This is a genomic window from Streptomyces sp. NPDC057963, from assembly GCF_042887155.1.
Classification (GTDB): Bacteria; Actinomycetota; Actinomycetes; order Streptomycetales; family Streptomycetaceae; genus Streptomyces.
In genome coordinates this window covers 53,231-76,568 of record NZ_JBHVPX010000020.1, presented here as the reverse complement: position 1 = coordinate 76,568, position 23,338 = coordinate 53,231, and the positions used below count along the sequence as shown (strand labels likewise).

Sequence of the window (23,338 nt, the reverse complement as noted above, 5' to 3'; positions counted from 1 at the left end):
TTCGCAGAACTCGTTCTCACCCGAAGGAGAGGTCGGGGCACTTCTGGGAATCGTTCGGGACGGCATCCGTGGGCATGACGGTCCCTCGCGAGGCATCCCCGGGCGACGCCGACGACGTCGAGCGGCACCCCTGCCCGTGCTGCACAGCCGGCCCCGGCTCGCCCTGCTGCTCGCGCTCCGGCGCGGTCGCGGGCACCTGCCGCACCGGCCGCTTCACCAAGGTGCCCCGGCTCGCCGAGCTCCCGCGCGTGCCCGCCCCTGCCGACCGCGCACCCCGCCGCGCCGCTCCGCCGCACCCCCCGAGAGGCCGCATACCGGGCTCTCCGGTGTGAGGCTCACCACGAAACAGGCGTTCGGCCGGACGCCGTGCCGGAGTGCCGATCGCTTCACCGAGCGCCACGGTCCGCCCCGGCCGCCGCTGCCCACCGAGTGGCCGGAACTAGCCGGTAACCGGCCGCTGGTCCGGGCGTCCGCCGCCCTGCGGCCGTTCCGTCCCGCACCCCGCACCCCGCAGGCATCCCGGTCATGATCACTCCCAGTGATCAATCGAGGGGGCCGCCGAACCACCCCTGGGAGCGCTTCCCCGGTGCTCGGGCCGGGTATCCCGAATTCGGACCAGTGGTCGATCTCGCCTACACTCGGTGGCGTGCCCCGTGGTGATGGACGACTCAACCACGACCTGCTCCCCGGAGAGAAAGGCCCCCAGGACGCTTGCGGCGTCTTCGGTGTCTGGGCTCCGGGTGAAGAGGTCGCCAAGCTCACCTATTTCGGACTGTATGCCCTGCAGCACCGTGGACAGGAGTCCGCGGGCATCGCTGTGAGCAACGGGTCCCAGATCCTGGTCTTCAAGGACATGGGACTGGTCTCGCAGGTCTTCGACGAAACGTCTCTGGGATCTCTCCAGGGCCATATCGCGGTCGGTCATGCCCGTTACTCCACCACCGGTGCCTCGGTGTGGGAGAACGCGCAGCCGACGTTCCGTGCGACTGCGCACGGCTCGATCGCCCTGGGACACAACGGCAACCTGGTCAATACGGCCCAGCTCGCCGAGATGGTCGCCGACCTTCCCCGCAAGGACGGCCGCGCCACCCAGGTCGCCGCGACGAACGACACCGACCTGGTGACCGCACTGCTCGCCGGCCAGACCGACGACAACGGCAAGCCGCTCACCATCGAGGAGGCCGCGTCGAAGGTGCTCCCCGAGGTGAGGGGAGCCTTCTCCCTCGTCTTCATGGACGAGCACACCCTGTACGCCGCCCGTGACCCGCAGGGCATCCGCCCGCTGGTTCTCGGCCGTCTGGAGCGCGGCTGGGTGGTGGCCTCCGAGTCCGCCGCCCTCGACATCTGCGGTGCCAGCTTCGTCCGCGAGATCGAGCCGGGCGAGCTCGTCGCCATCGACGAGAACGGCCTGCGCACCTCGCGCTTCGCGGAAGCGAAGCCCAAGGGCTGTGTCTTCGAGTACGTCTACCTGGCCCGCCCCGACACCGACATCGCCGGGCGCAACGTCTACCTCTCGCGGGTGGAGATGGGCCGCAAGCTGGCCGCCGAGGCCCCCGTCGAGGCCGACCTCGTCATAGCGACACCGGAGTCCGGCACCCCCGCCGCCATCGGTTACGCGGAAGCCAGCGGTATTCCGTTCGGTGCCGGTCTGGTCAAGAACGCCTACGTCGGCCGGACCTTCATCCAGCCGTCGCAGACCATTCGCCAGCTGGGCATCCGCCTCAAGCTGAACCCGCTCAAGGAAGTCATCAAGGGCAAGCGCCTGGTGGTCGTCGACGACTCGATCGTCCGCGGCAACACCCAGCGGGCACTGGTCCGGATGCTCCGCGAGGCCGGGGCCGCCGAGATCCACATCCGGATCTCGTCGCCGCCGGTGAAGTGGCCCTGCTTCTTCGGCATCGACTTCGCGACCCGCGCCGAGCTGATCGCCAACGGCATGTCGGTCGACGAGATCGCCACGTCGATGGGTGCCGACTCGCTCGCGTACATCTCCCTCGACGCGATGGTCGAGGCGACGACGATCGCCAAGCCGAACCTCTGCCGCGCCTGCTTCGACGGTGAGTACCCGATGGAGCTGCCGGACCCGGAGCTGCTCGGCAAGCAACTGCTGGAGACCGAGCTGGCGGCAGGCCCCGCGGCGACCGCCGCGTCCGACGCACTGCGTCGGCCGTGACGGTCCAGCCGTACACCTCTGGCCACCAGCCCCGTATTTCCACACGAAAGATCCCAGGCAATGTCTGAGACAACAGGTGCTTCCTACGCGGCAGCGGGCGTCGACATCGAGGCCGGCGACCGTGCCGTCGAGCTGATGAAGGAGTGGGTGAAGAAGACGCAGCGCCCCGAGGTCGCGGGCCTCGGCGGCCTGGGCGGTTTCGCCGGACTCTTCGACGCCTCGGCCCTCAAGCGCTACGAGCGTCCGCTGCTCGCCTCCGCCACCGACGGCGTCGGCACGAAGGTCGACCTCGCCCGGAAGATGGGCGTGTACGACACCATCGGCCACGACCTCGTCGGCATGGTCGTCGACGACCTGGTCGTCTGCGGCGCCGAACCGCTCTTCATGACCGACTACATCTGCGTCGGCAAGGTGCATCCCGAGCGTGTCGCGGCCATCGTGAAGGGCATCGCCGAAGGCTGTGTCCTCGCGGGCTGCGCCCTGGTCGGCGGCGAGACCGCCGAGCACCCGGGCCTCCTCGGTCCGGACGACTTCGATGTCGCGGGCGCCGGCACGGGCGTGGTCGAGGCCGACCGCCTGCTCGGCCCGGAACGTATCCGCAAGGGTGACGCGGTGATCGCCATGGCGTCGTCCGGTCTTCACTCCAACGGGTACTCGCTCGTCCGGCACGTGGTCTTCGACCGGGCCGGCTGGGCGCTGGACCGCGAGGTCGAGGAGTTCGGCCGGACGCTCGGCGAAGAGCTCCTGGAACCCACCCGGATCTACTCGCTGGACTGCCTGGCCCTCACCCGTACGACCGAGGTGCACGGCTTCAGCCACGTCACCGGCGGCGGCCTGGCCAACAACCTGGCCCGGGTCATCCCGGACGGGCTGCACGCCCGGGTCGACCGTTCCACCTGGACGCCCGGCGCGGTCTTCGACCTCGTCGGCAAGGCCGGCCAGGTCGAGCAGCTGGAGCTGGAGAAGACGCTGAACATGGGCGTCGGCATGATCGCGATCGTCCCGGCCGAGTCCGTGGACGCGGCCCTGACGACGCTGGCCGACCGCGGGGTCGACTCCTGGGTCGCGGGCGAGATCACGGAGCGCGGGTCGCACACCTCGGGCGCTGAACTGGTGGGCGGGTACGCGCGATAGACGCGAGGGCCACCGGGGACGCCCGGTGGCCGCTCGTCCGCGATGTTCCCGATGTCCCTCGATCGCTGTCCTCGAACGCCGGACAGGCAGGGTTTCGTCGCCCGGCGTGCGACGGACGCCGCCTTCGGCCGGTGGTTCAGGACAGCCGGGTCCGAGGCAGTGGGGTCCGGAACAGGACAGCGACGTCCGTCCGCAGGGCGGAGATCCGGATCGGGGTAGCACAGAACCCGGTCCGGGACAGGCCCGGACCGGGTTGATGTGTCAGCGCGAGGTCAAGCGCCGCGGCGCTTGGACGACGGACCGGACTTGTCGTCCTCGTCCTCGTCCTCGTCGTCGTTGTACAGATCCGCGTACTGTGCGTACGGGTCATCTTCCTCGTCGTCGTCCTCGAACGGCTCTGCGTTCGGTGGTTGACTCGAAGGCGATGCGCCCAGCTCATTGGCCAGACGCGACAGGTCAGTCCCGCCGCTGCTGTACTTCAGCTGGCGGGCGACCTTGGTCTGCTTGGCCTTTGCCCGGCCGCGCCCCATGGCTCGACCCCCTCGGTGACGGGGCTCGACGGCCCCAGAGTCTTGACACGCGTTCATGTTTCAGGACGGACTCTCGGTAGAGAGACCGTGCCCGTAGGGCTTTAACGGTACCTGCTTCCGCGGCCATACGGTACGCCGCCCGCATCACGCACCCCGGAAGAGGACCGGCGAGGAGCCCCGTCCTCGCTGGTCAACTGCGATTTTAACCTCTTCTTGGCATGCGACCCGCCGACCGGCGTGAGTCTTGTCTCGCCGGTCGGCGGGTCGCATGGCCACGCACGGGTGGGGGATGCCGCGTGGCACCCCCGTGACCCTCGGCTACGAAGCGGGACGGCGCGCTTCGGCCATGCGCTGCTCGGCGATGCGGTCGGCCGCGGCGGCCGGCGGGACGCCGTCTTCCTTCGCACGTGCGAATATGGCCAGCGTGGTGTCGAAGATCTTCGACGCCTTGGCCTTGCACCGGTCGAAGTCGAAGCCGTGCAGCTCGTCGGCGACCTGGATGACGCCGCCCGCGTTCACCACGTAGTCGGGTGCGTACAGGATCGACCGGTCGGCGAGGTCCTTCTCGACCCCGGCGTGCGCGAGCTGGTTGTTGGCCGCGCCGCACACCACCTTGGCGGTGAGCGCCGCAACGGAGTCGTCGTTCAGCGCGCCGCCGAGCGCGCACGGGGCGTAGATGTCGAGGCCCTCGGTACGGATCAGCGCGTCGGTGTCCGCGGCGACGGCGACCTCGGGGTGCTTCCCGGTGATCCGGCGGACGGACTCGTCCCGCACATCGGTGATCACGACCTGCGCACCGTCCGAGAGCAGATGCTCGACCAGGTGGTGGCCGACCTTGCCGACTCCGGCGACCCCCACTTTTCGGCCACGCAGCGTCGGGTCGCCCCAGAGGTGCTGGGCGGAGGCCCGCATGCCCTGGAAGACACCGAACGCGGTGAGGACCGAGGAGTCGCCGGCGCCGCCGTTCTCGGGGGAGCGGCCGGTGGTCCAGCGGCACTCGCCGGCGACGACGTCCATGTCGGCGACATAGGTGCCGACGTCGCAGGCCGTCACGTAACGGCCGCCGAGCGAGGCCACGAACCGGCCGTAGGCCAGCAGCAGTTCCGTCCTTCGGGCGCCCTCGAACTGCGCGGAGTCGCCGATGATGACGGCCTTGCCGCCGCCGTGGTCGAGACCGGCCATGGCGTTCTTGTAGGACATACCGCGCGACAGGTTCAGCGCGTCCGCGACGGCCTCCTCCTCGGAGGCGTACGGATAGAAGCGGGTGCCGCCGAGGGCCGGGCCCAGAGCGGTGGAGTGGATGGCGATGACGGCCTTGAGGCCGCTGGCACGGTCCTGGCAGAGCACGACTTGTTCGTGGCCCCCCTGATCCGAGTGGAACAGGGTGTGCAGGACGCCGTCGGTCACATCGGTCACTGTGGTGACTCCCAAGTACGAAGCGGCGGAAGACCCTCCTGAAGGTGGGGAGGGCCGTGGACCGGCCGGCACGGCCGGTCCGACTGGGCAAGAGCGTAAGTCCTACGCGGACGTAGATCTGTTCCAGTGCGGAGGATCACCCCCCGGCGGAGTACGGGCATGACACGATTTGCTGCATGTCGGTGGTGTCTTCGGTGCTCGTCCCCTACGCGTCCTACCTCCGGGTGTACGAGCCGCTGGCCGCCTTCCCGGAGCCGGAGCGCGCCCACTGGTCCGGCTACGCCGGGCGTTCGCACATCCCTACGGCCCAGGACGAACTGCGCCGCTCGCTGGCCGACTTGGTGGCCACACCGCCGCTCGGCGTGCCGGTGCACGAGAGCGGGGACGCGTTCGTCGCCGAGGTGGACGGCGTGGTGTGCGTCTGCCCGTGGCGGACCAGGCTGCGCGGCTGGCTGGCGCTGGACGAGCTGATGGAGATGTTCCCGGGGCCGGTGCTCGACGCGGTGCTGCCGCCGGTGGTGCGCGGGCAGGCGGTCGCGGACCACGAGCGGTGGGCGGAGCGCAATCCGGACGCCAGGCCCTGGATCCTGACCTCCGTCTGGCAGGTTCCGGTGCGCTGGTTCGTGCTCTTCTGCGACGAGGAGCGGGAGTACGCGGAGGCGGGCGAGGACGGTGAACCGCCCGTGCTGCGCTACCGGACGCCGATGGTCCAGGCCCGGCGCCGGCTGGCCCGGACGCTGAGGACGCTGCGCGAGACCGTGGACGAGGGCCCGCTGACCGAGGGCCTCGTGGAGGTGGGGCGCTGGCTGGAGGAGTTCCACCCGCGCGCACTGGTCGAACTGGACTACGGCGGTCTGGTGCACGCGCTCCCGGCGAAGCAGCTCGCCGGGGACCGGTCGGCGGCCGATGTGGCCGAGGGCGTCGCGGCGCTGCGGGCCGGTGACACCGAAGGGGCGAGCGAGGCGTACGGGCGGCTGGCGGAGCGCTGGCGGGCGGTAAGAGATCGCCAGTTCGCGAACTGACGGGGTCTCATCCGCGTCTGAACCTTTGTCCGGTGGGGCGCGTGGGGATGAAGAGGCGGAAGCGTACCGCAAGGGGCGTGGGACCTACGTCCCGAACCGGGCCTTTGCCTCAAGCGTGACGGATAGCACTAACTGGGCCCTTGCGTCCTTCCCTACTCCTCGTGCCAAAATAGGACAAGGAGTCCGGGGAGGGCTCCATCCGTCCAACTAAGGGCGGATCGCTCAGCATTGCACGCTATGGGGGGTCTGATGACTCCTGATCGCTCTGTGACTGATCGTCACAGCGGTGTGACTGTCCGCTATGGCATGGTCCATCGGCTTCCGTCGCTGATGAACACCTGGGAGGGCAATTCCATCGGTTTGGCCGACGTGGCTGGACGGATGGTGTAGTTGTAGTGCCGAGGACAAGCCGTTCGTCCTATAACCGACTCGGCCCGCGTCCGCCATTTCGGGCAACGCGGGTCAAGGTGCAGAATTTAGAGGAAAGAACCGAGATGGTTCGGTTCTCCCGAGGAGGCCGCTCATGACCGCTCGCACCCCTGATGCCGAGCCGCTGCTGACCCCGGCTGAGGTTGCCACGATGTTCCGTGTGGACCCGAAGACGGTGACCCGCTGGGCCAAGGCAGGCAAGCTCACGTCCATCCGCACGCTCGGTGGACATCGCCGATACCGCGAGGCAGAGGTCCGCGCACTGCTTGCGGGTATTCCGCAGCAGCGCAGCGAGGCCTGACACACCCCTGTCGCCGCGCCACAACCGGGCGTTCGGGTCCCCCAACCCGTACAGGCCCACCCATAGCTCCACATGACGGGCGCCCGCCCCAACGGGCGCCATACCTGTGCCATGGGTACGTCATTCGATCGCGCTGGACTCCGCCGGGTCCAGCGCGATCTTTTTTGTGCTCTCGCGGTCCCGGGACCCCGCCGCCGCGGTGGGGTCTTCGTGGCCGTTCCGGGACCTTCGCCGTCGTCCTGCGGCCTCGGCTGCCGCGCCTGGGCGGGCGGCTCCGGTGCCGTTGGAAACCGGGCGTCCGGTTGGGTCCGGGCGGGGCGCCGTGCGGGCTTGCGCGGGTCTGTGCGGGACTGTTCCCAACCGCCCCGGGGAGGCCGGGCCGTGACGGTTCGGAAGGTTCCGCGGTGACCCCGTCCGAGTGGTGCAATTGCACATATTAAATTCACCGGGTGTAGGAAGGGCGTAAGGTCACCCCTGCGCAAAACTCTTAGGGTGACTCCCGTCACACTGCACGAGCCTTGCCAAGAACGAGCCTGCCACCTTCGGGAAGCGGGCCGCCCCGCCATTGGTCACCCGGTCGAGGGACTTTCGTCCCGGGCCTCCGGGGCGCCGTCTCTGCGCCGCACGTACGGCCCCGGCGGGCCGGGCGACGGATCGGGCGGGGAAGGGGCCCGGGAGGCCGTCAGGGGCTCCATGGCGAGCCGCAGGAGCCGATGGCAGACCGCGCAGTGGCGAGTGAGGTGGCGGAAGCCGGAAGCGGCCGCCAAATGGGCGCGCAGGAGCGCGCGGGTCTCGTGTCCGGCCGACGCCGTCATATGCGCCACCTCCCGGTGGACCGCCGCCCCGAGCGGAGGAACAGGGGCAGCCCTGCTGTCTGAGTACTCGTCGGCACTTGCCGGAGTCAAGACGCGCGAAAGCCCGGATCCAGAAGGATCCGGGCTTTCGTTACTGCGGTCCTGACGGGATTTGAACCCGCGGCCTCCACCTTGACAGGGTGGCGAGCACTCCAAACTGCTCCACAGGACCAGGTTTTCGCTGCTTGCCTTGCGGCTGGCTGCGAAGACAGACTGTACAGCAGGTCAGAGGGTCCGGTCGAACTCACCCAAGGTGGTGACTCCGTTACGGTCCGGGCCTCCGGGCCGCGCCCCTCCGGCACGGCCCGTACAGCTACGGCCCGTGGCGTCTCACGGGGCCGCCGCGTCGATCGCCTTCACGATCCGCTTGTCCGAGACGGGGTACGCCGTCCCCAGGGCGTGGGCGAAGTAGCTGACCCGGAGTTCCTCGATCATCCAGCGGATGTCCAGGACCTCCTGCGGCACGGGCCTGCCCTGCGGCATCTGTTCGAGCAGCCAGGCGTACTCGTCCTGCATTTCGTGGACCTTCTCCATCCGCGTGGTGTCGCGCTGGACGGCCGTGGGCATCTGCTGGAGCCGGCGGTCCACGGCGACCAGGTAGCGCATCAGGTCGGGCAGCCTGCGCAGCCCGGTCGCGGTGATGAAGCCCGGCGGCACGAGGGCCGCGAGCTGGTCCCGTACATCGGTGACGTTGTCGACCAGGACCAGGCTGCTGGTGGCCTTGAGGCGCCGCTCGCAGGCCTGCCAGGCGGCCAGCACCTGCTGGACCTGCTTGACCGTGTGCTCGGTCAGGGCGACGAGGTCGGCGCGCACCTTGTCGTACAGCTTCCGGAACGACTCCTCGTCCCAGGCCGGGCCGCCGTGCGCGCCGATCAGCCGGTCGGCGGCCGCCGTCGCGCAGTCCTCGAAGAGCGCCTGGATGGAGCCGTGCGGATTGCCGGACAGGGCCAGCTTCTGCTGGTTCGTCAGCTTGTCCGAGGCGAACTTCGCCGGGTTCACCGGCACGTTCAGCATGATCAGCTTCCGGGTGCCGAGCCACATCGCCTGCTGCTGCTCGGCCTCGGTGTCGAAGAGCCGGACGGCCACGGTCCCGCCCTGGTCGACCAGCGCCGGGTACGCCTTGACCGGCTGGCCGGCCCGCCGGGTCTCGAAGACGCGGTTCAGCGTGCCGATGGTCCAGTCCGTGAGGCCCGAACGCTCGATGGACTCGCCCGAGGGCCCGGCGGTGGCCGCGGCGGCCTGGGAGAGGGCCTGACGGGCCTTGGGGCGCAGCTGGAGCTTGAGCGCCTCCAGGTCCTTGTCCTCGGCCACCTTGCGGCGCCGCTCGTCGACGATCCGGAAAGTGATCTTCAGGTGGTCCGGGACGCGGGTCAGGTCGAAGTCGTCGGCCGTGACCGGGACACCGACCATGAGCTGGAGCTCACGGGCGAGAGTGACCGGCAGCGGCTCCTGCAGCGGAACGGCCCGGTCCAGGAACTTGTCCGCGTAGTTCGGCGCGGGGACGTAGTGCCGGCGGACCGGCTTGGGCAGCGAGCGGATCAGCTCGGTGACCACTTCCTCGCGCAGGCCCGGGATCTGCCAGTCGAAGCCCTCGGCGGTCACCTGGTTGAGCACCTGGAGCGGGATGTGGACGGTCACCCCGTCGGCGTCCGCGCCGGGCTCGAACTGGTACGTGACACGGAACTTGAGCTTCCCCTGCCGCCAGGAGTCCGGGTAGTCGTCCTTGGTGACGGCCCCGGCCTTCTCGTTGATGAGCATCGAGCGCTCGAAGTCGAGCGCGTCCGGCTCGTCGCGGCGCTTGTGCTTCCACCAGGAGTCGAAGTGCGCCCCGGAGACCACGTGCTCGGGGATGCGCCGGTCGTAGAAGTCGAAGAGCGTCTCGTCGTCCACGAGGATGTCGCGGCGCCGGGCGCGGTGCTCCAGTTCCTCGACCTCGCCGAGGAGCTTGCGGTTGTCGTGGAAGAACTGGTGGTGCGTCCGCCAGTCGCCCTCGACGAGGGCGTTGCGGATGAACAGGTCCCGGGAGGTCTCGGCGTCGATACGGCCGAAATTGATCTTGCGCTGGGCGACGATCGGTACCCCGTACAGCGTGACTCGCTCGTACGCCATCACCGCCGCCTGGTCCTTCTCCCAGTGCGGCTCGCTGTAGGTGCGCTTCAGCAGATGCTGGGCCAGCGGTTCGATCCACTCCGGCTCGACCTTGGCGTTGACCCGCGCCCACAGCCGGGAGGTCTCGACCAGCTCGGCCGACATCACGAACCGCGGCTGCTTCTTGAAGAGCGCCGATCCGGGGAAGATCGCGAACTTGGCGCTGCGGGCACCCAGGTACTCGTTCTTCTCGGTGTCCTTCAGGCCGATGTGCGACAGCAGCCCCGCCAGCAGCGAGGTGTGCACCGACTGCTCCGGAGCGGCCAGGTCCACCGAGGCCTCGTCCAGCTGCATGCCCATCTGCTTGGCGACGGAGCGCAGCTGCGCGTAGATGTCCTGCCATTCGCGGATGCGCAGGAAGTTCAGGTACTCCTGCTTGCACATCCGGCGGAAGCTGGACGAGCCGCGCTCCTTCTGCTGCTCACGGATGTACCGCCACAGATTCAGGAACGCCAGGAAGTCGGACGTCTCGTCCTTGAAGCGGGCGTGGTGCTGATCGGCCTGCGTCTGCTTCTCGGAGGGCCGCTCGCGCGGGTCCTGGATGGAGAGCGCGGCCGCGATGACCATGACCTCGCGGACGCAGCCGTTGCGCTCGGCCTCGATGACCATGCGGGCCAGGCGCGGATCGACGGGCAGCTGTGAGAGCTTCCGGCCGAGCTGGGTGAGCCGCTGCCCCTTCTTTCCCTCCTGGGGGGACTTCTCCTCCAGGTCCAGCGCGCCGAGCTCCTGGAGGAGCTGGATGCCGTCGCGGATGTTGCGGTGGTCCGGCGGGTCGATGAACGGGAACTTCTCGATGTCGCCGAGGCCGGCCGCGGTCATCTGGAGGATGACGGAGGCGAGGTTCGTGCGCAGGATCTCGGGGTCGGTGAACTCCGGGCGGGTCAGGAAGTCGTCCTCGGAGTACAGCCGGATGCAGATGCCGTCCGACGTACGGCCGCAGCGGCCCTTGCGCTGGTTGGCGCTGGCCTGTGAGATCCGCTCGATCGGCAGCCGCTGGACCTTGGTGCGGTGGCTGTAACGGGAGATCCGGGCGTTGCCCGGGTCGATCACGTACTTGATGCCGGGAACGGTCAGCGAGGTTTCGGCGACGTTGGTCGCCAGCACGATCCGGCGTCCCGTGTGGCGCTGGAAGACGCGGTGCTGTTCGGCGTGCGAGAGGCGGGCGTAGAGGGGGAGGACCTCGGTGTGGCGGAGGTTCTTCTTGTTCAGCGCGTCCGCGGTGTCGCGGATCTCGCGCTCGCCGGAGAGGAAGACCAGGACATCGCCCGGCCCCTCCGACTGGAGCTCGTCGACGGCGTCGCAGATCGCGGTGATCTGGTCGCGGTCGGAGTCGTCGCCCTCCTCTTCGAGGAGCGGGCGGTAGCGCACCTCGACCGGGTACGTACGCCCGCTGACCTCGACGATCGGCGCCTTGCCGAAGTGGCGGGCGAACCGCTCGGGGTCGATGGTCGCCGATGTGATGACGACCTTCAGGTCCGGCCGCTTGGGCAGCAGCCTGGCCAGATAGCCGAGCAGGAAGTCGATGTTCAGCGACCGCTCGTGGGCCTCGTCGATGATGATCGTGTCGTACGCGCGCAGCTCGCGGTCCGTCTGGATCTCGGCGAGCAGGATGCCGTCCGTCATCAGCTTGACGAACGTCGCGTCGGGGTTCACCTGGTCGGTGAAGCGGACCTTCCAGCCGACCGCCTCGCCCAGCGGGGTCTTCAGCTCGTCGGCGACGCGCTCGGCGACCGTACGGGCCGCGATCCGGCGCGGCTGGGTGTGCCCGATCATGCCCCGGACACCGCGTCCCAGCTCCATGCAGATCTTCGGGATCTGCGTGGTCTTGCCCGAGCCGGTCTCCCCGGCGACGATCACGACCTGGTGGTCGCGTATCGCCTCCAGGATCTCGTCCTTCTTCTGACTGACCGGGAGCTGTTCCGGGTACGACACGGCGGGCATCCGCCCGGCGCGCAGCGCGAGCCGCTCGGCTGCCTTTGCGGCCTCGGTGGCGATCTCGTCCAGCACGGACTGGCGGGCCTCGGGCTTGCGGATCCGGCGCGCCCCTTCGAGACGGCGGCCGAGCCGGTGCGCATCGCGGAGCGAGAGCTGTCCGAGCCGGTACTGGAGATCAGCGAAGGAAGTAGACATACGGGTCCCAGGATCTCACCCGGGCCCGACGAACGGCGAACGCATTTCGTGCGGTCCTGGTCACCGGACCGGTACTGCGCGGAGGCGCGGGATCACAGCACGTACCATTTCGGGCAGCTGACCAACCGTTGCCCCTGTCCGGAAAGGCCGGTCGCCGTGTCCGTGTCCCGTACGCAGTGGTGCTGCCTGATGGCGGTGCTCGCGGTCGTACTGGGGCTGTTCTGCGGACCGGCGACAGCGGTCGCGGGTGCGGGTGCACCGGCCGGGACCGGTGACGGCGGGCGGGTGACCGCCGCGGCTGCCGGGGCCGGCCCCGCACGGGCGGCCCTTCCGGACGGTCCCGCCCCGGCCGTCGCGTCGGCCGTGGACCGGCACGGGGTTCCGGGATGCGGCAAGGGCAGGAAGCAGGGGCGCGGCGAGCCCGCCCTGCCGGGCCGGGCCCGTGCGGCGCACGACCAGGCGCCCGGCCTCGCCGAGTGGGGCCTGCCCGCCGCCACCGGACAGGGACCGGTCCACCCGCCCGTACGGATAAGGCTGCGCGGCCCCGCGTCCGCCGCGCCCACTCCGGTCGAGCTCTCCGTACTGAGGGTGTAGACGGCCGCTCCTCTTCTTCGGCCGTTCCTCTTCCCTCCCTCTCGCATCGCCAGCACGGAGTCCCGCATGCCCACGTCCCAGCCCACGTCCAAGACGTCGCGTACGGCGTCGTCCAAGAAGCCGCTGATCTACGGCGCCGGAGTCGTCCTCGCCGCGGCCCTGCTCGGCTTCGTCTCCTACCGGGCCACCGCCCCCGACCACTCCGGCTCGTCCCCTTCGTCCTCCTCGGCCGCCGACGCCACCACCGATCCGGAGACCGGCGTCTACCCGGAGCTGGCCAAGCTCGCGCGCCGCGACGCCGGTGACAAGCTCGCGCAGGGCCGGGTGGACGCGCCCGTCGTCCTCATCGAGTACGCCGACTTCAAGTGCGGCTACTGCGGAAAGTTCGCCCGCGACACCGAACCCGCCCTGGTGAAGAAGTACGTCGACGACGGGACCCTGCGCATCGAGTGGCGCAACTTCCCGATCTTCGGGGCCGAGTCCGAGGCCGCCGCCCGCGCCGCCTGGGCCGCCGGACAGCAGGGCCGCTTCTGGCAGTTCCACCGTGCCGCCTATGCCGAGGGGGCCAAGGAGAAGGGGTTCGGCAAGGACCGGCTGAAGGCGCTCGCCCAGCAGGCGGGCGTCGCGGACCTCGACCGGTTCGCACGCGACACGGACAGCTCCGCAGCCTCCGCCGCGGTGGGCAAGGACCAGGAGCAGGGGTACGGGATCGGGGCGACCTCCACCCCGTCGTTCCTGATCAACGGCCGTCCGATCGCCGGAGCCCAGCCGGTGGAGACCTTCACCCGGGCCATCGAGGAGGCGGCCGAGAAGGCCCGCACCACCGAGGACGCCAAGGGCGACGGCCGTGCCCGGGGCGCCGAGGACGGCGCGAAATGACGCCCGACATCGGTTACTTCGCGGCCTTCCTCGGCGGACTGCTCGCCCTGGTCAGCCCATGCAGCGCACTGCTGCTGCCCGCCTTCTTCGCGTACTCCATCGACTCCGCCTCACGGCTCCTGGCCCGCACCGGCATCTTCTATGCCGGCCTGGCCACCACCCTGGTCCCGCTCGGCGCCGCGGGCTCGTACGCCGGACGGCTCTTCTACAGCCACCGCGACGCGCTCGTCCTCGGCGCCGGGTGGCTGATCATCGTGCTCGGTGTCGCGCAGATCGTCGGCCTGGGCTTCGCCTCGCGCCGGATCGCCGCCCTCAGTGGCCGGATCCGCCCGACCACCGCCGTGTCCGTCTACGCGCTGGGCGCTGTATACGGACTGGCCGGTTTCTGCGCGGGACCGATCCTCGGCAGCGTCCTCACCGTGGCGGCGGTCAGCGGCAGCCCCGTCTACGGCGGGCTGCTGCTCGCCGTCTACGCCCTGGGCATGGCCGTCCCGCTCTTTCTGCTCGCCCTGCTCTGGGAGCGCTTCGACCTGGGCCGCCGGGCGTGGCTGCGCGGGCGCACCTTCCGGCTCGGCCGCTTCGAGCTGCACACCACGACGCTGCTGTCGGGACTCTTCTTCATCGGACTCGGCGCGCTGTTTCTCGCGTACGACGGGACGACCGCGCTGCCCGGGCTGCTGGACGTGGACGACTCGTTCGCCGTCGAGCGGTGGGCCCAGCGCATCGGCGAGCATGTGCCGGACGCCATGGCACTGGTGGCCGTGGTTGCGGTGGTGCTGCTGGTGCTGGCGGTGCGGGCGTGGCGCGGCCGGGTGGCGAACTCGGCGGACCGGGAAGAGGCCTGACACGACGAAGGCCCCGTCCGGTGGACGGGGCCTTCGGGTGGTGGCTGGGGCCGGGATCGAACCGGCGACCTATCGCTTTTCAGGCGATCGCTCGTACCAACTGAGCTACCCAGCCACGCAGCTCACAAGGGCTGCAGCGGTCCTGACGGGATTTGAACCCGCGGCCTCCACCTTGACAGGGTGGCGAGCACTCCAAACTGCTCCACAGGACCAAGCAATGTGCGAGACAAGTCTCGCACATGTTAAAGCGTGCCCCCAACGGGATTCGAACCCGTGCTACCGCCTTGAAAGGGCGGCGTCCTGGGCCACTAGACGATGAGGGCTAAGGGCCCACCTGCGCGCTTTCCAGCGCGTCGGGGACGTGAGAAGCATATGGGATGGCGGCAGGTATCGCCAAAACGGTTTACGGCGAGGTCGCGGGAGGGGCGTGAGGGGGTGCGAGGAAGGGGGCGGGGGAGGGGGGTGGAGGAGGCGCGGGGCGGCCGGTCGCGCGGTGCGGCCCGGGGCGCACCGCGCGGGCGTACGGGACAATGGCCGGGTGCTGGAGATGACGCGCGAAGAGTTCGAAGAACTGGTCGCCGAGGCGCTGGACCGGATCCCGCCGGAACTGACGCGGCTGATGGACAACGTCGCGGTATTCGTCGAGGACGAACCGGACCCGGGCGATCCGGAGCTGCTCGGGCTGTACGAGGGCACGCCGCTGACCGATCGCGGCGAGTGGTACGCGGGGGTGCTGCCGGACCGGATCACCATCTACCGCGGGCCGACGCTCCGGATGTGCGCGTCGCGCGAGGCCGTCGTAGCGGAGACCGAGATCACGGTCGTCCATGAGATCGCCCACCACTTCGGTATCGACGACGAGAGGCTTCACGCGCTCGGCTACGGATGACGGATGGGCGTGCGGGTGCCGTACGGGTGCGTCGCGGGCGGTGCGCGGGGACGGGCGGGCGCGGTGCGGGCGGTGCGCAGGAGGTGTGCGGGAGGCGTGCGGGCCGGGGCCGGGGCGTGTCCCCGGCGGGGCGACGGGAGTTGAGCACGGTGCCCCCGTCTCCGTCTGCCTGCTCCCGCATCCCGTACCGCCCCTTCCTCGTTCCCCGGAGGTGCCTCCCGTGCGCCAGTTCTCCGCCCCCGTCCGATGGGCGGCCGTCGTCGCAGTGACGGTCGCCGCGTCCACAGGCTGTATGAGCGTCGGCGACGGCGGAGGGAAACCGGCGCCCTCGCCGTCGTCCGAGCCGAAGGGAAACGGGGCCGGGCCGGACGGCGGCACCGTGTCGGGGACGGGCAGCGCCCGCACCGGTGATGTCCGTGCCGAGGCGCACTCCGAGCGGGAGGCCGCCGAATCCCCGGAGCCGAACGGCTCCCGGAATCCCTCCGGTGTCCCCGGTGGGGCACATACCGACGCGAAGCCGGGTGATCGGGGTGATTCGGGTGAGCCGAGGGGTTCGGGGCCGCGGGGTGGCGGGCTGCCTGCGCCCTCGGTCCCGCAGCCGGATCCCGGGGGGCCGCGGCAGCCCGAGTCCCCGGCGCCGTCCGAACCGGCCACCCCCGAGCAGCCCGCCTCCCCGGAGCCGGCTCCGGAGCCTTCGGCACCGTCGCCGCAGCCGTCCGCGTCGTCGGCGGCTCGGCTCCGCCACGACGTGATGAGCGCGCCGATGGGGCCGTCGCTGCTACGGACGCCGGACGTATCGCCGCAGGTGGGACCGGTGTAGCAGGGGGTCGCGGGGGAGCGGTTTGCGCGATGTGGGGGGGAGTGCGTATGGTAGTAGATCGTTTGATCCCATTGCCCGGCGCCGAAACAGAAGCGCGCCGTGTGGCGCGTACTCTCCCTTGCCGTGGCTGGACCGCATTGAGGCGGTCGAAATTGCGAATCACGGAGTTACGGGCGCGTGCCGAGACTCCGGAAGGTTTCGCATTTCGCATGTCAATTTCCAGTTCTGACCACACCGTCATGCCCGAGAACGTCGAGAACGACGAGCTCATCGAGGCCGCAGAGGCCGTCGTCGCCGAGTCCGCCGCCTCCGCCGAGGCCGACGCGCCCCGGGCCGAGCAGGCCGGTACCGACTCCGACGCCCGCACCGACTCCGCCGTCGTCGACGCGGACGACGACGCGGACGCCGAGCCGTCCGTCACCTTCGCCGACCTGGGCCTGCCCGAGGGCATCGTCCGCAAGCTCGCGCAGAACGGTGTGACCGCACCCTTCCCGATCCAGGCCGCGACCATCCCGGACGCCCTGGCCGGCAAGGACATCCTGGGCCGCGGCCGTACCGGCTCCGGCAAGACCCTCTCCTTCGGTCTGCCGACCCTGGCCACGCTGGCCGGCGGCCACACCGAGAAGAAGAAGCCCCGCGCGGTCATCCTCACCCCGACCCGTGAGCTCGCGATGCAGGTCGCGGACGCGCTGCAGCCGTACGGCGACGTGCTCGGCCTGAAGATGAAGGTCGTCTGCGGCGGTACGTCGATGGGCAACCAGATCTACGCGCTGGAGCGCGGTGTCGACATCCTCGTCGCCACCCCGGGCCGGCTGCGCGACATCATCAACCGGGGCGCCTGCTCCCTGGAGAACGTCCAGGTCGCCGTCCTCGACGAGGCCGACCAGATGTCCGACCTGGGCTTCCTGCCCGAGGTCACCGAGCTGCTCGACCAGGTTCCGGTCGGCGGTCAGCGCATGCTCTTCTCCGCCACGATGGAGAACGAGATCGGCACGCTGGTCAAGCGCTACCTGAACAACCCGGTGAGCCACGAGGTCGACAGCGCCCAGGGCAACGTCACGACCATGACGCACCACGTCCTCGTCGTGAAGCCGAAGGACAAGGCGCCGGTCACCTCCGCCATCGCCGCCCGCAAGGGCCGCACCATCATCTTCGTCCGCACCCAGCTGGGCGCCGACCGCATCGCCGAGCAGCTCGTCGAGGCGGGCGTCAAGGCGGACGCACTCCACGGCGGCATGACGCAGGGCGCCCGTACCCGGGTGCTCGCCGACTTCAAGGACGGTTACGTCAACGCGCTCGTCGCGACCGACGTCGCCGCCCGCGGCATCCACGTCGACGGCATCGACCTGGTGCTGAACGTGGACCCGGCCGGCGACCACAAGGACTACCTGCACCGCTCGGGCCGTACCGCCCGTGCCGGCAAGTCCGGTGTCGTCGTCTCGCTGGCGCTGCCGCACCAGCGCCGTCAGATCTTCCGCCTCATGGAGGACGCGGGCGTCGACGCGTCGCGTCACATCGTGGGCGGCGCGGGCGCCTTCGACCCGGAGGTCGCCGAGATCACCGGCGCCCGTTCGCTGACCGAGGTCCAGGCCGACTCCGCGAACAACGCCGCCAAGCAGGCCGAGCGCGAGGTCGCCGACCTGACCAAGCAGCTGGAGCGCGTCCAGCGCCGTGCCGGTGAGCTGCGCGAGGAGGCCGACCGCCTCGTCGCCCGTGCCGCGCGCGAGCGGGGCGACGATCCCGAGGCAGCGGTGGCCGAGGCCGCCGCCGAGGCGGAGGCCGCCGTCGAGGCCGCCGCCTCCGTACCGGAGCAGCCCGCCGCCCGTGACGACCGTCGCGACGACCGCGGCAACTTCGACCGCCGGGACAACCGCGGTGGCGACCGCGGCGGCTACCGCGGTGGCAACGACCGTCGTGACGACCGCGGTGGCGACCGTGGTTTCCAGCGTCGTGACGACCGCTCGTCGGGTGGCTTCCGCCGCGACAACGACCGTCCGTCGTTCAACCGCGACCGTCGGGACGACCGCGGGGGCGACCGTGGTTTCCAGCGTCGTGACGACCGTCCGTCGGGTGGCTTCCGCCGTGACAACGACCGTCCGTCGTTCAACCGCGACCGTCGGGACGACCGCCCCTCGGGCGGCTTCCGCTCCAACGACCGCCGTGACGACCGCGGGGGCGACCGTGGCGGCCGTTCCTTCGACCGCCGCGACAACGACCGCCCCTCGTTCAACCGCGACCGTCGTGACGACCGGCCCTCGGGCGGCTTCCGCTCCGGCGGCAGCGACCGTCCGTTCAACCGCGACCGTCGTGACGACCGTCCGTCCGGTGGCTTCCGCTCCGGCAGCAGCGACCGTCCGACCGGCCGCCGCGACGACCACCGCAGCACCGGCACCAACACCGGCTCCTTCGGCCGCCGCGACGACAAGCCGCGCTGGAAGCGCAACGGCTGAGCGCGGTGACCAGGGCCTGCTGAGGGTCTGTTGAGAGCGGGCCCGTCCTTCACGGACGGGCCCGCTCTTTTTTGCGGACGGGCCCGTTCTGCGTTGCGGACGGGCCCGCTCTTCTTCGCGGCTGTGCGGGCACCTCCTGCGGGCCGTGTCAGGGCAAGGAGCCGTCATTTGGGACGGGATCCGGCACATGCCCGGCCCCCGGTGGGGGAATCGCTGGGGGCATGACAATCAACTCCCCCGCACCACCTCCGAGTTCGCCCGGATCCGACGAGGCGAGGCTCGCCGAGCTCGGGTACACCCAGGTACTCGCCCGCCGGATGTCGGCATTCTCCAACTACGCCGTCTCGTTCACGATCATCTCGGTGCTCTCGGGCTGCCTGACGCTCTACCTCTTCGGCATGAACACCGGAGGTCCCGCCGTCATGACGTGGGGCTGGGTCGGCGTCGGCCTGATGACGCTGTTCGTCGGCCTGGCGATGGCCGAGATCTGTTCGGCGTACCCGACCTCCGCCGGCCTCTACTTCTGGGCCCACCGGCTGGCCCCGCCGCGCTCGGCGGCGGCCTGGGCCTGGTTCACGGGCTGGTTCAACGTCCTCGGCCAGGTCGCCGTGACGGCCGGAATCGACTTCGGGGCGGCGTCGTTCCTCGGCGCGTACCTGAACCTCCAGTTCGACTTCGAGGTCACCCCCACCCGTACGATCCTGCTCTTCGCCGCGATCCTGCTGCTGCACGGCCTGCTCAACACCTTCGGTGTCCGGATCGTCGCGATCCTGAACAGCGTGAGCGTGTGGTGGCACGTGATCGGCGTCGCCGTCATCGTCGGCGCCCTGACCTTCGTACCCGACTCGCACCAGTCCGCGTCGTTCGTCTTCACCGAGTTCGTGAACAACACCGGCTGGGGGAGCGGCTTCTACGTCGTGATGATCGGCCTGCTGATGGCCCAGTACACCTTCACCGGCTACGACGCCTCCGCCCACATGACGGAGGAGACCCACGACGCGGCCACGGCGGGCCCGCGCGGCATCGTCCAGTCCATCTGGACCTCCTGGATCGCCGGCTTCGTCCTGCTCCTCGGCTTCACGTTCGCCATCCAGTCGTACGACGGCGCGCTGAACTCCCCGACCGACGTCCCGCCCGCCCAGATCCTCCTGGACGCCCTCGGCGCCACCACCGGCAAGCTCCTGCTGCTGGTCGTGATCGGCGCCCAACTCTTCTGCGGCATGGCGTCCGTCACGGCCAACAGCCGTATGATCTACGCCTTCTCGCGCGACGGGGCCCTGCCCTGGTCCCGCGTCTGGCACACGGTCAGCCCCCGGACCCGCACCCCCGTCGCCGCGGTCTGGCTCGCAGCCATCGGCGCCCTGGCCCTGGGCCTCCCGTATCTGATCAACGTCACGGCGTACGCGGCGGTGACCTCGATCGCGGTGATCGGCCTGTACATCGCCTACGTCATCCCCACCCTGCTCCGGCTGCTCCGGGGCGACGACTTCACCCCGGGCCCCTGGCACCTGGGCCGCTGGTCCCGCCCGATCGGCATCGTCGCGGTGACCTGGGTCCTGATCATCACGGTGCTCTTCATGCTGCCGCAGCTCTCGCCGGTCACCTGGGAGACGTTCAACTACGCCCCGGTCGCGGTCCTGGTGGTCCTGGGGTTCGCGACGACGTGGTGGCTGGTGTCGGCGAGGCACTGGTTCCTCACACCGGATCACCAGCGCACGACCCCCGCGGAGGACCCCGCCCGCACCCCGTGATTCCACCGCGGATCCCCCGCGACAGGGCCCGGTAACCGATACCCGATCGGCGGCCGGGCCCCGGCGGGCTATGCTCAGGGGTGATTCGCCGAGGGCCGTTAGCTCAATTGGCAGAGCAGCGGACTTTTAATCCGTTGGTTGTGGGTTCGAGTCCCACACGGCCTACCGCCAGCAGCGCGGGGAAACCCCCTCTGACCTGCTACTTAGCGCCTCGATCGGTTTCATCCGGTCGGGGCGCTTCGTCTTCTCCGGCCTCGTGCGTGAGCGATGCGTGAGCGGACGGTCCGACAGCAGGGGCTACGGAGGGGGCCTTACGGGCACGTGGCACCAGCGCGGCGGCGGCTTCTGCCGCGGCTTTGTCGATCTCGGGCAGCAGGCTCGTGTACGTGTCCGACGTGAGCGTGATCGTGGAGTGGCGCAGGGTCTCCTTGAACGTATGGAGGTCACCACCCCCGCCGTGGGTGAGAGCGGCCGCGACGTGACGCAGGTCGCGCAGGGTGATCGGCGGCAGGTCGGTGGCGGCGAGGATGCGGCGGAACGTCTCGGAGACCGTCTCCAGGTGCAGCCAGGATCCGTCCTCGCGGGTGAAGACCTTGCCGGTCTCGTTCCAGGCGTCGCCCCACTTCTCCCGGGCGCTCAGCATCGCCTTGTGGTGCTCGCGCAGAAGAGCGACGTTGATGCTGTCCAACGCGATCGTGCTGGCGCTGCCGTCGGTCTTGGGGGCGGACTCGTAGGTGTCCCAGCCGTCGACGACGATTTCCTTGGCCGGGGTGATGAGGCCGGCGTTCAGGTCGACGTCGGTCCAGCTCTGGCCAACGGCCTCGCCCCTGCGAAGGCCACGGGTGCCGACGAGGTGGAAGAGGGCGTAGAGCCGATCGGATTCGGCCGCGTCCAGGAACGTGCCGAACTGCGCCGGCGTCCAGACCATCACCGGTGACGGCAGCTCACCGGTAGCACGCCAGCGCTCCACCCGCTGGGTCGTCCAGAGCAGGGGCTTCGGGCGTTTGCCGGATTCCAGCTCGATGTGGGAGGCCGGGTTGAAGGTGATGTACTGCTGGGCGATCGCCGCGTTCAGAGCCGCTCGCAGCGTGCGCCGGATGCTCTGCTGCGTCGCTGGGCCGGTGATCTTCCGGAAAGGCTTCATCTCGGCGAGTTTTTCCCGCTCGACGGCGAGCCGCGCCCGCTCGGCTGCGATGGGGCGACCGGCCTTGCTGGGCTTACACCTGGCGATCTGCTCGCGGCGTTCGAGGTTCTCCGCCTGGATCACCTCGTTGGCGTCGGCTATGCCGTCGTACATCTCCACCAGGTGGCCGACATTGAGACGGTCGAGGCGGACATGGCCGATGCGCGGCTTCAGGTGCACGCGTATGTGCGAGGCGTACCCGTTGAGCGTCGTCGTGCGTGACTTCTTCGAAAGAAGCCACTGGTCGAGCCATTCGCCCACGGTTCGTCGGCCGATCAGGTCCAGGCCCGCCCTGAAGCGCCTTCGGGTGTCTTCGACGTCGGGCAGCGGAGCTTTCTCGTCCGCGACCTGTTCGAGCAGGGCCGCGATGCGGGCCAGGTCGTGCTCGTCGTCGGAATCGGCGATGGAGATAAGGGCCCGTACGTGGTCCAGGTCGGACTGCGCGGCCTTCAGCGTCTCGTAGCCGGCGCGGTTGAAGGAGCGGCGGGTGCCGTCCTCGCGGGGTGGGAGTTCCTGGCGTATGGAGTAGGAGCCGTGCTTCCGGCTGGTGAGCTTGGGGCACTTCTTGCCGAACGGCAGCCGCCTGCTCCAGAGTGAGTTCGGTGTCGCTGACGAGGTCGGCGAGCGGGTGTTCCGATCGGTCGGCGAGGCGCTTCAGCAAGGGCAGTGCGGGTGCTGCGAAGGTCCAGGACTCGCCGCCTGCCGTCAGAACGGCGTTGCCGTCGTCCGTCGTACTGAGCGTGTGGCGTGCGGTGAGCATCCGCGCCCTGACGCCGGGGTCCGCCGGCACTGCGTCCACGAAGGGCGAACCGTACAGGCTCGTCCGCGTCCCGGTGCTGGAAGTAGCGATCAATCAGGCTTCCGTCGGCCATTTCTTTGACGAGCAGATCGCGCAGCTGGTCAACGACATGCTGCTTCTGATCGGCGGAACCGAAATGGGGGAGGTCCGCCCTGACTATCTGTTCTGCTCGCGGAGTGTCCAGAACCCAGGACACGAGGTCGACGCCGGTTGTGGAGCTGAGCCCGCACGTCAGGTGGAGCGACCGCTGTCCCTCGGAGGCAGAGACGGCGTGCCACCAGCCACGGGGCAGGTAAAGGATGTCCCTTGGTGTGAGGACGAACTCTGCGACGGGCTCGTCGGGCGGCGGGGCGGTTTCGGTCACGTCGCGGTACATGGGGGCGACGCGGGTCGGTCCGTAGGTCTTCCAGCGTTTCCGGCCGTCGACCTGGACGACGACCACGTCGTGGTCGTCCCCAGTGCACCCCGAAGCCCTCGCGCGGCTTCCAAGAGGCGTACAGGTTCACCTGGACCTTTGAGCGGAGCCTGGCCTCAAGAGCATGGGCAAGGCCGTGTACGCCTGGGTGCAGTTCATCGAATGCGTCGATCACCATGGTGGCGCCCTGGGCGAGCTGTTCGTGCAGGGAGGCGGGGTGGATTCGATGCCACACGGTTCGGCGCCTGGCCACTTCACGCACGGTGTAGGCGTCGAGGGGAACGACCACGCCGTCGGCGGAGAGACGGAGTCGCGGTGGTTCCAGGCGGTGTCGGGCGATGATCTCGTTGAGGTCGTCCCAGTCGAGGAGTGGCCCTGGTGGAAGGAAAAGGCAGAGTGTCGCACCGCGCTCCCTGCCTGGACCGCATACGAATCAGGCAGGGCTTTGGTCAGCATGGGCGGCCAGGTATCACGGCCGATGCAGGCGACTCCATGACTGCTGCACTCATACCTGGAAGACCGACCTCTTCCGGTTCGCAGCCGAGCCTGGCCCGGCGTTCACCGTCTGCGCAGACA

Annotated in this window: 16 protein-coding genes, 5 tRNA genes and 1 pseudogene; 12 read left to right on the top strand and 10 right to left on the bottom strand. The window is 69.8% G+C overall.

Translation table 11 applies throughout. The features are described from left to right. Positions 1-646: 646 nt before the first annotated feature. Positions 647-2,173 (top strand): amidophosphoribosyltransferase, encoded by a 1,527-nt coding sequence (gene purF, locus ACFVT1_RS32895; RefSeq protein WP_389802140.1) that lies wholly within the window; start codon positions 647-649, stop codon positions 2,171-2,173. 60 nt (positions 2,174-2,233) lie between these two features. Next, complete coding sequence (gene purM, locus ACFVT1_RS32890; protein ID WP_362201169.1) at positions 2,234-3,307, top strand: phosphoribosylformylglycinamidine cyclo-ligase; 1,074 nt, start codon at positions 2,234-2,236, stop codon at positions 3,305-3,307. 272 nt (positions 3,308-3,579) lie between these two features. Here purM and ACFVT1_RS32885 read toward each other — a convergent pair whose 3' ends face one another. Beyond that, positions 3,580-3,837: a DUF3073 domain-containing protein gene (locus ACFVT1_RS32885; RefSeq protein WP_266747478.1), complete on the bottom strand. Its 258-nt coding sequence runs from the start codon at positions 3,835-3,837 to the stop codon at positions 3,580-3,582. Positions 3,838-4,155: 318 nt separating this feature from the next. Continuing rightward, positions 4,156-5,253, bottom strand: coding sequence for a Leu/Phe/Val dehydrogenase (locus ACFVT1_RS32880; protein WP_389802137.1), 1,098 nt, complete (start codon positions 5,251-5,253; stop codon positions 4,156-4,158). A gap of 176 nt (positions 5,254-5,429) precedes the next feature. Here ACFVT1_RS32880 and ACFVT1_RS32875 point away from each other — a divergent pair, with 176 nt between their 5' ends. Beyond that, positions 5,430-6,275, top strand: a complete 846-nt coding sequence (locus ACFVT1_RS32875; RefSeq protein WP_389802135.1) for a hypothetical protein — start codon at positions 5,430-5,432, stop codon at positions 6,273-6,275. A 523-nt stretch (positions 6,276-6,798) separates the two neighbouring features. Then, positions 6,799-7,005, top strand: coding sequence for a developmental transcriptional regulator BldC (bldC, locus tag ACFVT1_RS32870; RefSeq protein WP_003949541.1), 207 nt, complete (start codon positions 6,799-6,801; stop codon positions 7,003-7,005). Between the two features lie 569 nt (positions 7,006-7,574). Here the strand turns inward: bldC and ACFVT1_RS32865 are convergent. The 3 genes from ACFVT1_RS32865 to hrpA form a co-directional block, all read right to left on the bottom strand. Further along, the gene (locus ACFVT1_RS32865; RefSeq protein WP_389802132.1) at positions 7,575-7,820 is read right to left on the bottom strand and encodes a DUF6274 family protein; all 246 of its coding nucleotides are present in this window, start codon (positions 7,818-7,820) and stop codon (positions 7,575-7,577) included. Positions 7,821-7,956: 136 nt separating this feature from the next. Then, a tRNA-Asp gene (locus ACFVT1_RS32860) sits at positions 7,957-8,031 on the bottom strand. Between the two features lie 158 nt (positions 8,032-8,189). Continuing rightward, positions 8,190-12,137, bottom strand: coding sequence for an ATP-dependent RNA helicase HrpA (hrpA, locus tag ACFVT1_RS32855; protein WP_389802130.1), 3,948 nt, complete (start codon positions 12,135-12,137; stop codon positions 8,190-8,192). A gap of 156 nt (positions 12,138-12,293) precedes the next feature. Between hrpA and ACFVT1_RS32850 the strand changes: the two genes are divergently transcribed. From ACFVT1_RS32850 to ACFVT1_RS32840, 3 genes are all read left to right on the top strand, one after another. Further along, positions 12,294-12,731: a hypothetical protein gene (locus tag ACFVT1_RS32850; RefSeq protein WP_389802128.1), complete on the top strand. Its 438-nt coding sequence runs from the start codon at positions 12,294-12,296 to the stop codon at positions 12,729-12,731. A gap of 66 nt (positions 12,732-12,797) precedes the next feature. Beyond that, positions 12,798-13,610: a DsbA family protein gene (locus ACFVT1_RS32845; RefSeq protein ID WP_389802125.1), complete on the top strand. Its 813-nt coding sequence runs from the start codon at positions 12,798-12,800 to the stop codon at positions 13,608-13,610. Then, complete coding sequence (locus tag ACFVT1_RS32840) at positions 13,607-14,455, top strand: cytochrome c biogenesis CcdA family protein (protein ID WP_389802122.1); 849 nt, start codon at positions 13,607-13,609, stop codon at positions 14,453-14,455. The genes ACFVT1_RS32845 and ACFVT1_RS32840 overlap by 4 nt, the downstream gene beginning before the upstream one ends. A gap of 38 nt (positions 14,456-14,493) precedes the next feature. Here the strand turns inward: ACFVT1_RS32840 and ACFVT1_RS32835 are convergent. The 3 genes from ACFVT1_RS32835 to ACFVT1_RS32825 all read right to left on the bottom strand — a co-directional run bounded on the left by ACFVT1_RS32835 (position 14,494) and on the right by ACFVT1_RS32825 (position 14,778). Next, positions 14,494-14,570: transfer RNA gene (locus tag ACFVT1_RS32835), tRNA-Phe, on the bottom strand. Between the two features lie 22 nt (positions 14,571-14,592). Continuing rightward, a tRNA-Asp gene (locus ACFVT1_RS32830) sits at positions 14,593-14,667 on the bottom strand. 38 nt (positions 14,668-14,705) lie between these two features. Continuing rightward, positions 14,706-14,778 (bottom strand) — tRNA-Glu (locus ACFVT1_RS32825). 215 nt (positions 14,779-14,993) lie between these two features. On the opposite strand from ACFVT1_RS32825, the gene ACFVT1_RS32820 reads away from it, so the two are divergent. The 4 genes from ACFVT1_RS32820 to ACFVT1_RS32805 all read left to right on the top strand — a co-directional run bounded on the left by ACFVT1_RS32820 (position 14,994) and on the right by ACFVT1_RS32805 (position 20,530). Further along, positions 14,994-15,344, top strand: coding sequence for a metallopeptidase family protein (locus ACFVT1_RS32820; RefSeq protein ID WP_362201145.1), 351 nt, complete (start codon positions 14,994-14,996; stop codon positions 15,342-15,344). Between the two features lie 1,029 nt (positions 15,345-16,373). Beyond that, complete coding sequence (locus ACFVT1_RS32815; RefSeq protein WP_389802119.1) at positions 16,374-18,614, top strand: DEAD/DEAH box helicase; 2,241 nt, start codon at positions 16,374-16,376, stop codon at positions 18,612-18,614. A 221-nt stretch (positions 18,615-18,835) separates the two neighbouring features. Then, a complete protein-coding gene (locus ACFVT1_RS32810) occupies positions 18,836-20,365 on the top strand; it encodes an amino acid permease (RefSeq protein WP_389802116.1) in 1,530 nt (509 codons plus the stop codon). Positions 20,366-20,457: 92 nt separating this feature from the next. Continuing rightward, positions 20,458-20,530: transfer RNA gene (locus tag ACFVT1_RS32805), tRNA-Lys, on the top strand. Positions 20,531-20,564: 34 nt separating this feature from the next. On the opposite strand, the gene xerC is transcribed toward ACFVT1_RS32805, so the two are convergent. Together xerC and ACFVT1_RS32795 are read right to left on the bottom strand one after the other, a co-directional pair. Continuing rightward, positions 20,565-22,127, bottom strand: a complete 1,563-nt coding sequence (gene xerC / locus ACFVT1_RS32800) for a tyrosine recombinase XerC (RefSeq protein WP_389802186.1) — start codon at positions 22,125-22,127, stop codon at positions 20,565-20,567. 437 nt (positions 22,128-22,564) lie between these two features. Continuing rightward, positions 22,565-22,789: pseudogene (locus ACFVT1_RS32795) on the bottom strand (JmjC domain-containing protein); the annotation flags it as partial. 97 nt (positions 22,790-22,886) lie between these two features. On the opposite strand from ACFVT1_RS32795, the gene ACFVT1_RS32790 reads away from it, so the two are divergent. Next, a complete protein-coding gene (locus ACFVT1_RS32790; RefSeq protein ID WP_389802114.1) occupies positions 22,887-23,258 on the top strand; it encodes a hypothetical protein in 372 nt (123 codons plus the stop codon). Positions 23,259-23,338 lie beyond the last annotated feature (80 nt).

Excerpts from the sequence above, each read along its gene's own strand:
- purM (WP_362201169.1), top strand. The coding sequence starts at position 2,234 with ATGTCTGAGACAACAGGTGCTTCCTACGCGGCAGCGGGCGTCGACATC.
- ACFVT1_RS32885 (WP_266747478.1), bottom strand. The coding sequence starts at position 3,837 with ATGGGGCGCGGCCGGGCAAAGGCCAAGCAGACCAAGGTCGCCCGCCAG.
- ACFVT1_RS32875 (WP_389802135.1), top strand. The coding sequence starts at position 5,430 with ATGTCGGTGGTGTCTTCGGTGCTCGTCCCCTACGCGTCCTACCTCCGG.
- bldC (WP_003949541.1), top strand. The coding sequence starts at position 6,799 with ATGACCGCTCGCACCCCTGATGCCGAGCCGCTGCTGACCCCGGCTGAG.
- ACFVT1_RS32865 (WP_389802132.1), bottom strand. The coding sequence starts at position 7,820 with ATGACGGCGTCGGCCGGACACGAGACCCGCGCGCTCCTGCGCGCCCAT.
- hrpA (WP_389802130.1), bottom strand. The coding sequence starts at position 12,137 with ATGTCTACTTCCTTCGCTGATCTCCAGTACCGGCTCGGACAGCTCTCG.
- ACFVT1_RS32845 (WP_389802125.1), top strand. The coding sequence starts at position 12,798 with ATGCCCACGTCCCAGCCCACGTCCAAGACGTCGCGTACGGCGTCGTCC.
- ACFVT1_RS32840 (WP_389802122.1), top strand. The coding sequence starts at position 13,607 with ATGACGCCCGACATCGGTTACTTCGCGGCCTTCCTCGGCGGACTGCTC.
- ACFVT1_RS32815 (WP_389802119.1), top strand. The coding sequence starts at position 16,374 with ATGTCAATTTCCAGTTCTGACCACACCGTCATGCCCGAGAACGTCGAG.
- ACFVT1_RS32810 (WP_389802116.1), top strand. The coding sequence starts at position 18,836 with ATGACAATCAACTCCCCCGCACCACCTCCGAGTTCGCCCGGATCCGAC.
- ACFVT1_RS32790 (WP_389802114.1), top strand. The coding sequence starts at position 22,887 with ATGGGCAAGGCCGTGTACGCCTGGGTGCAGTTCATCGAATGCGTCGAT.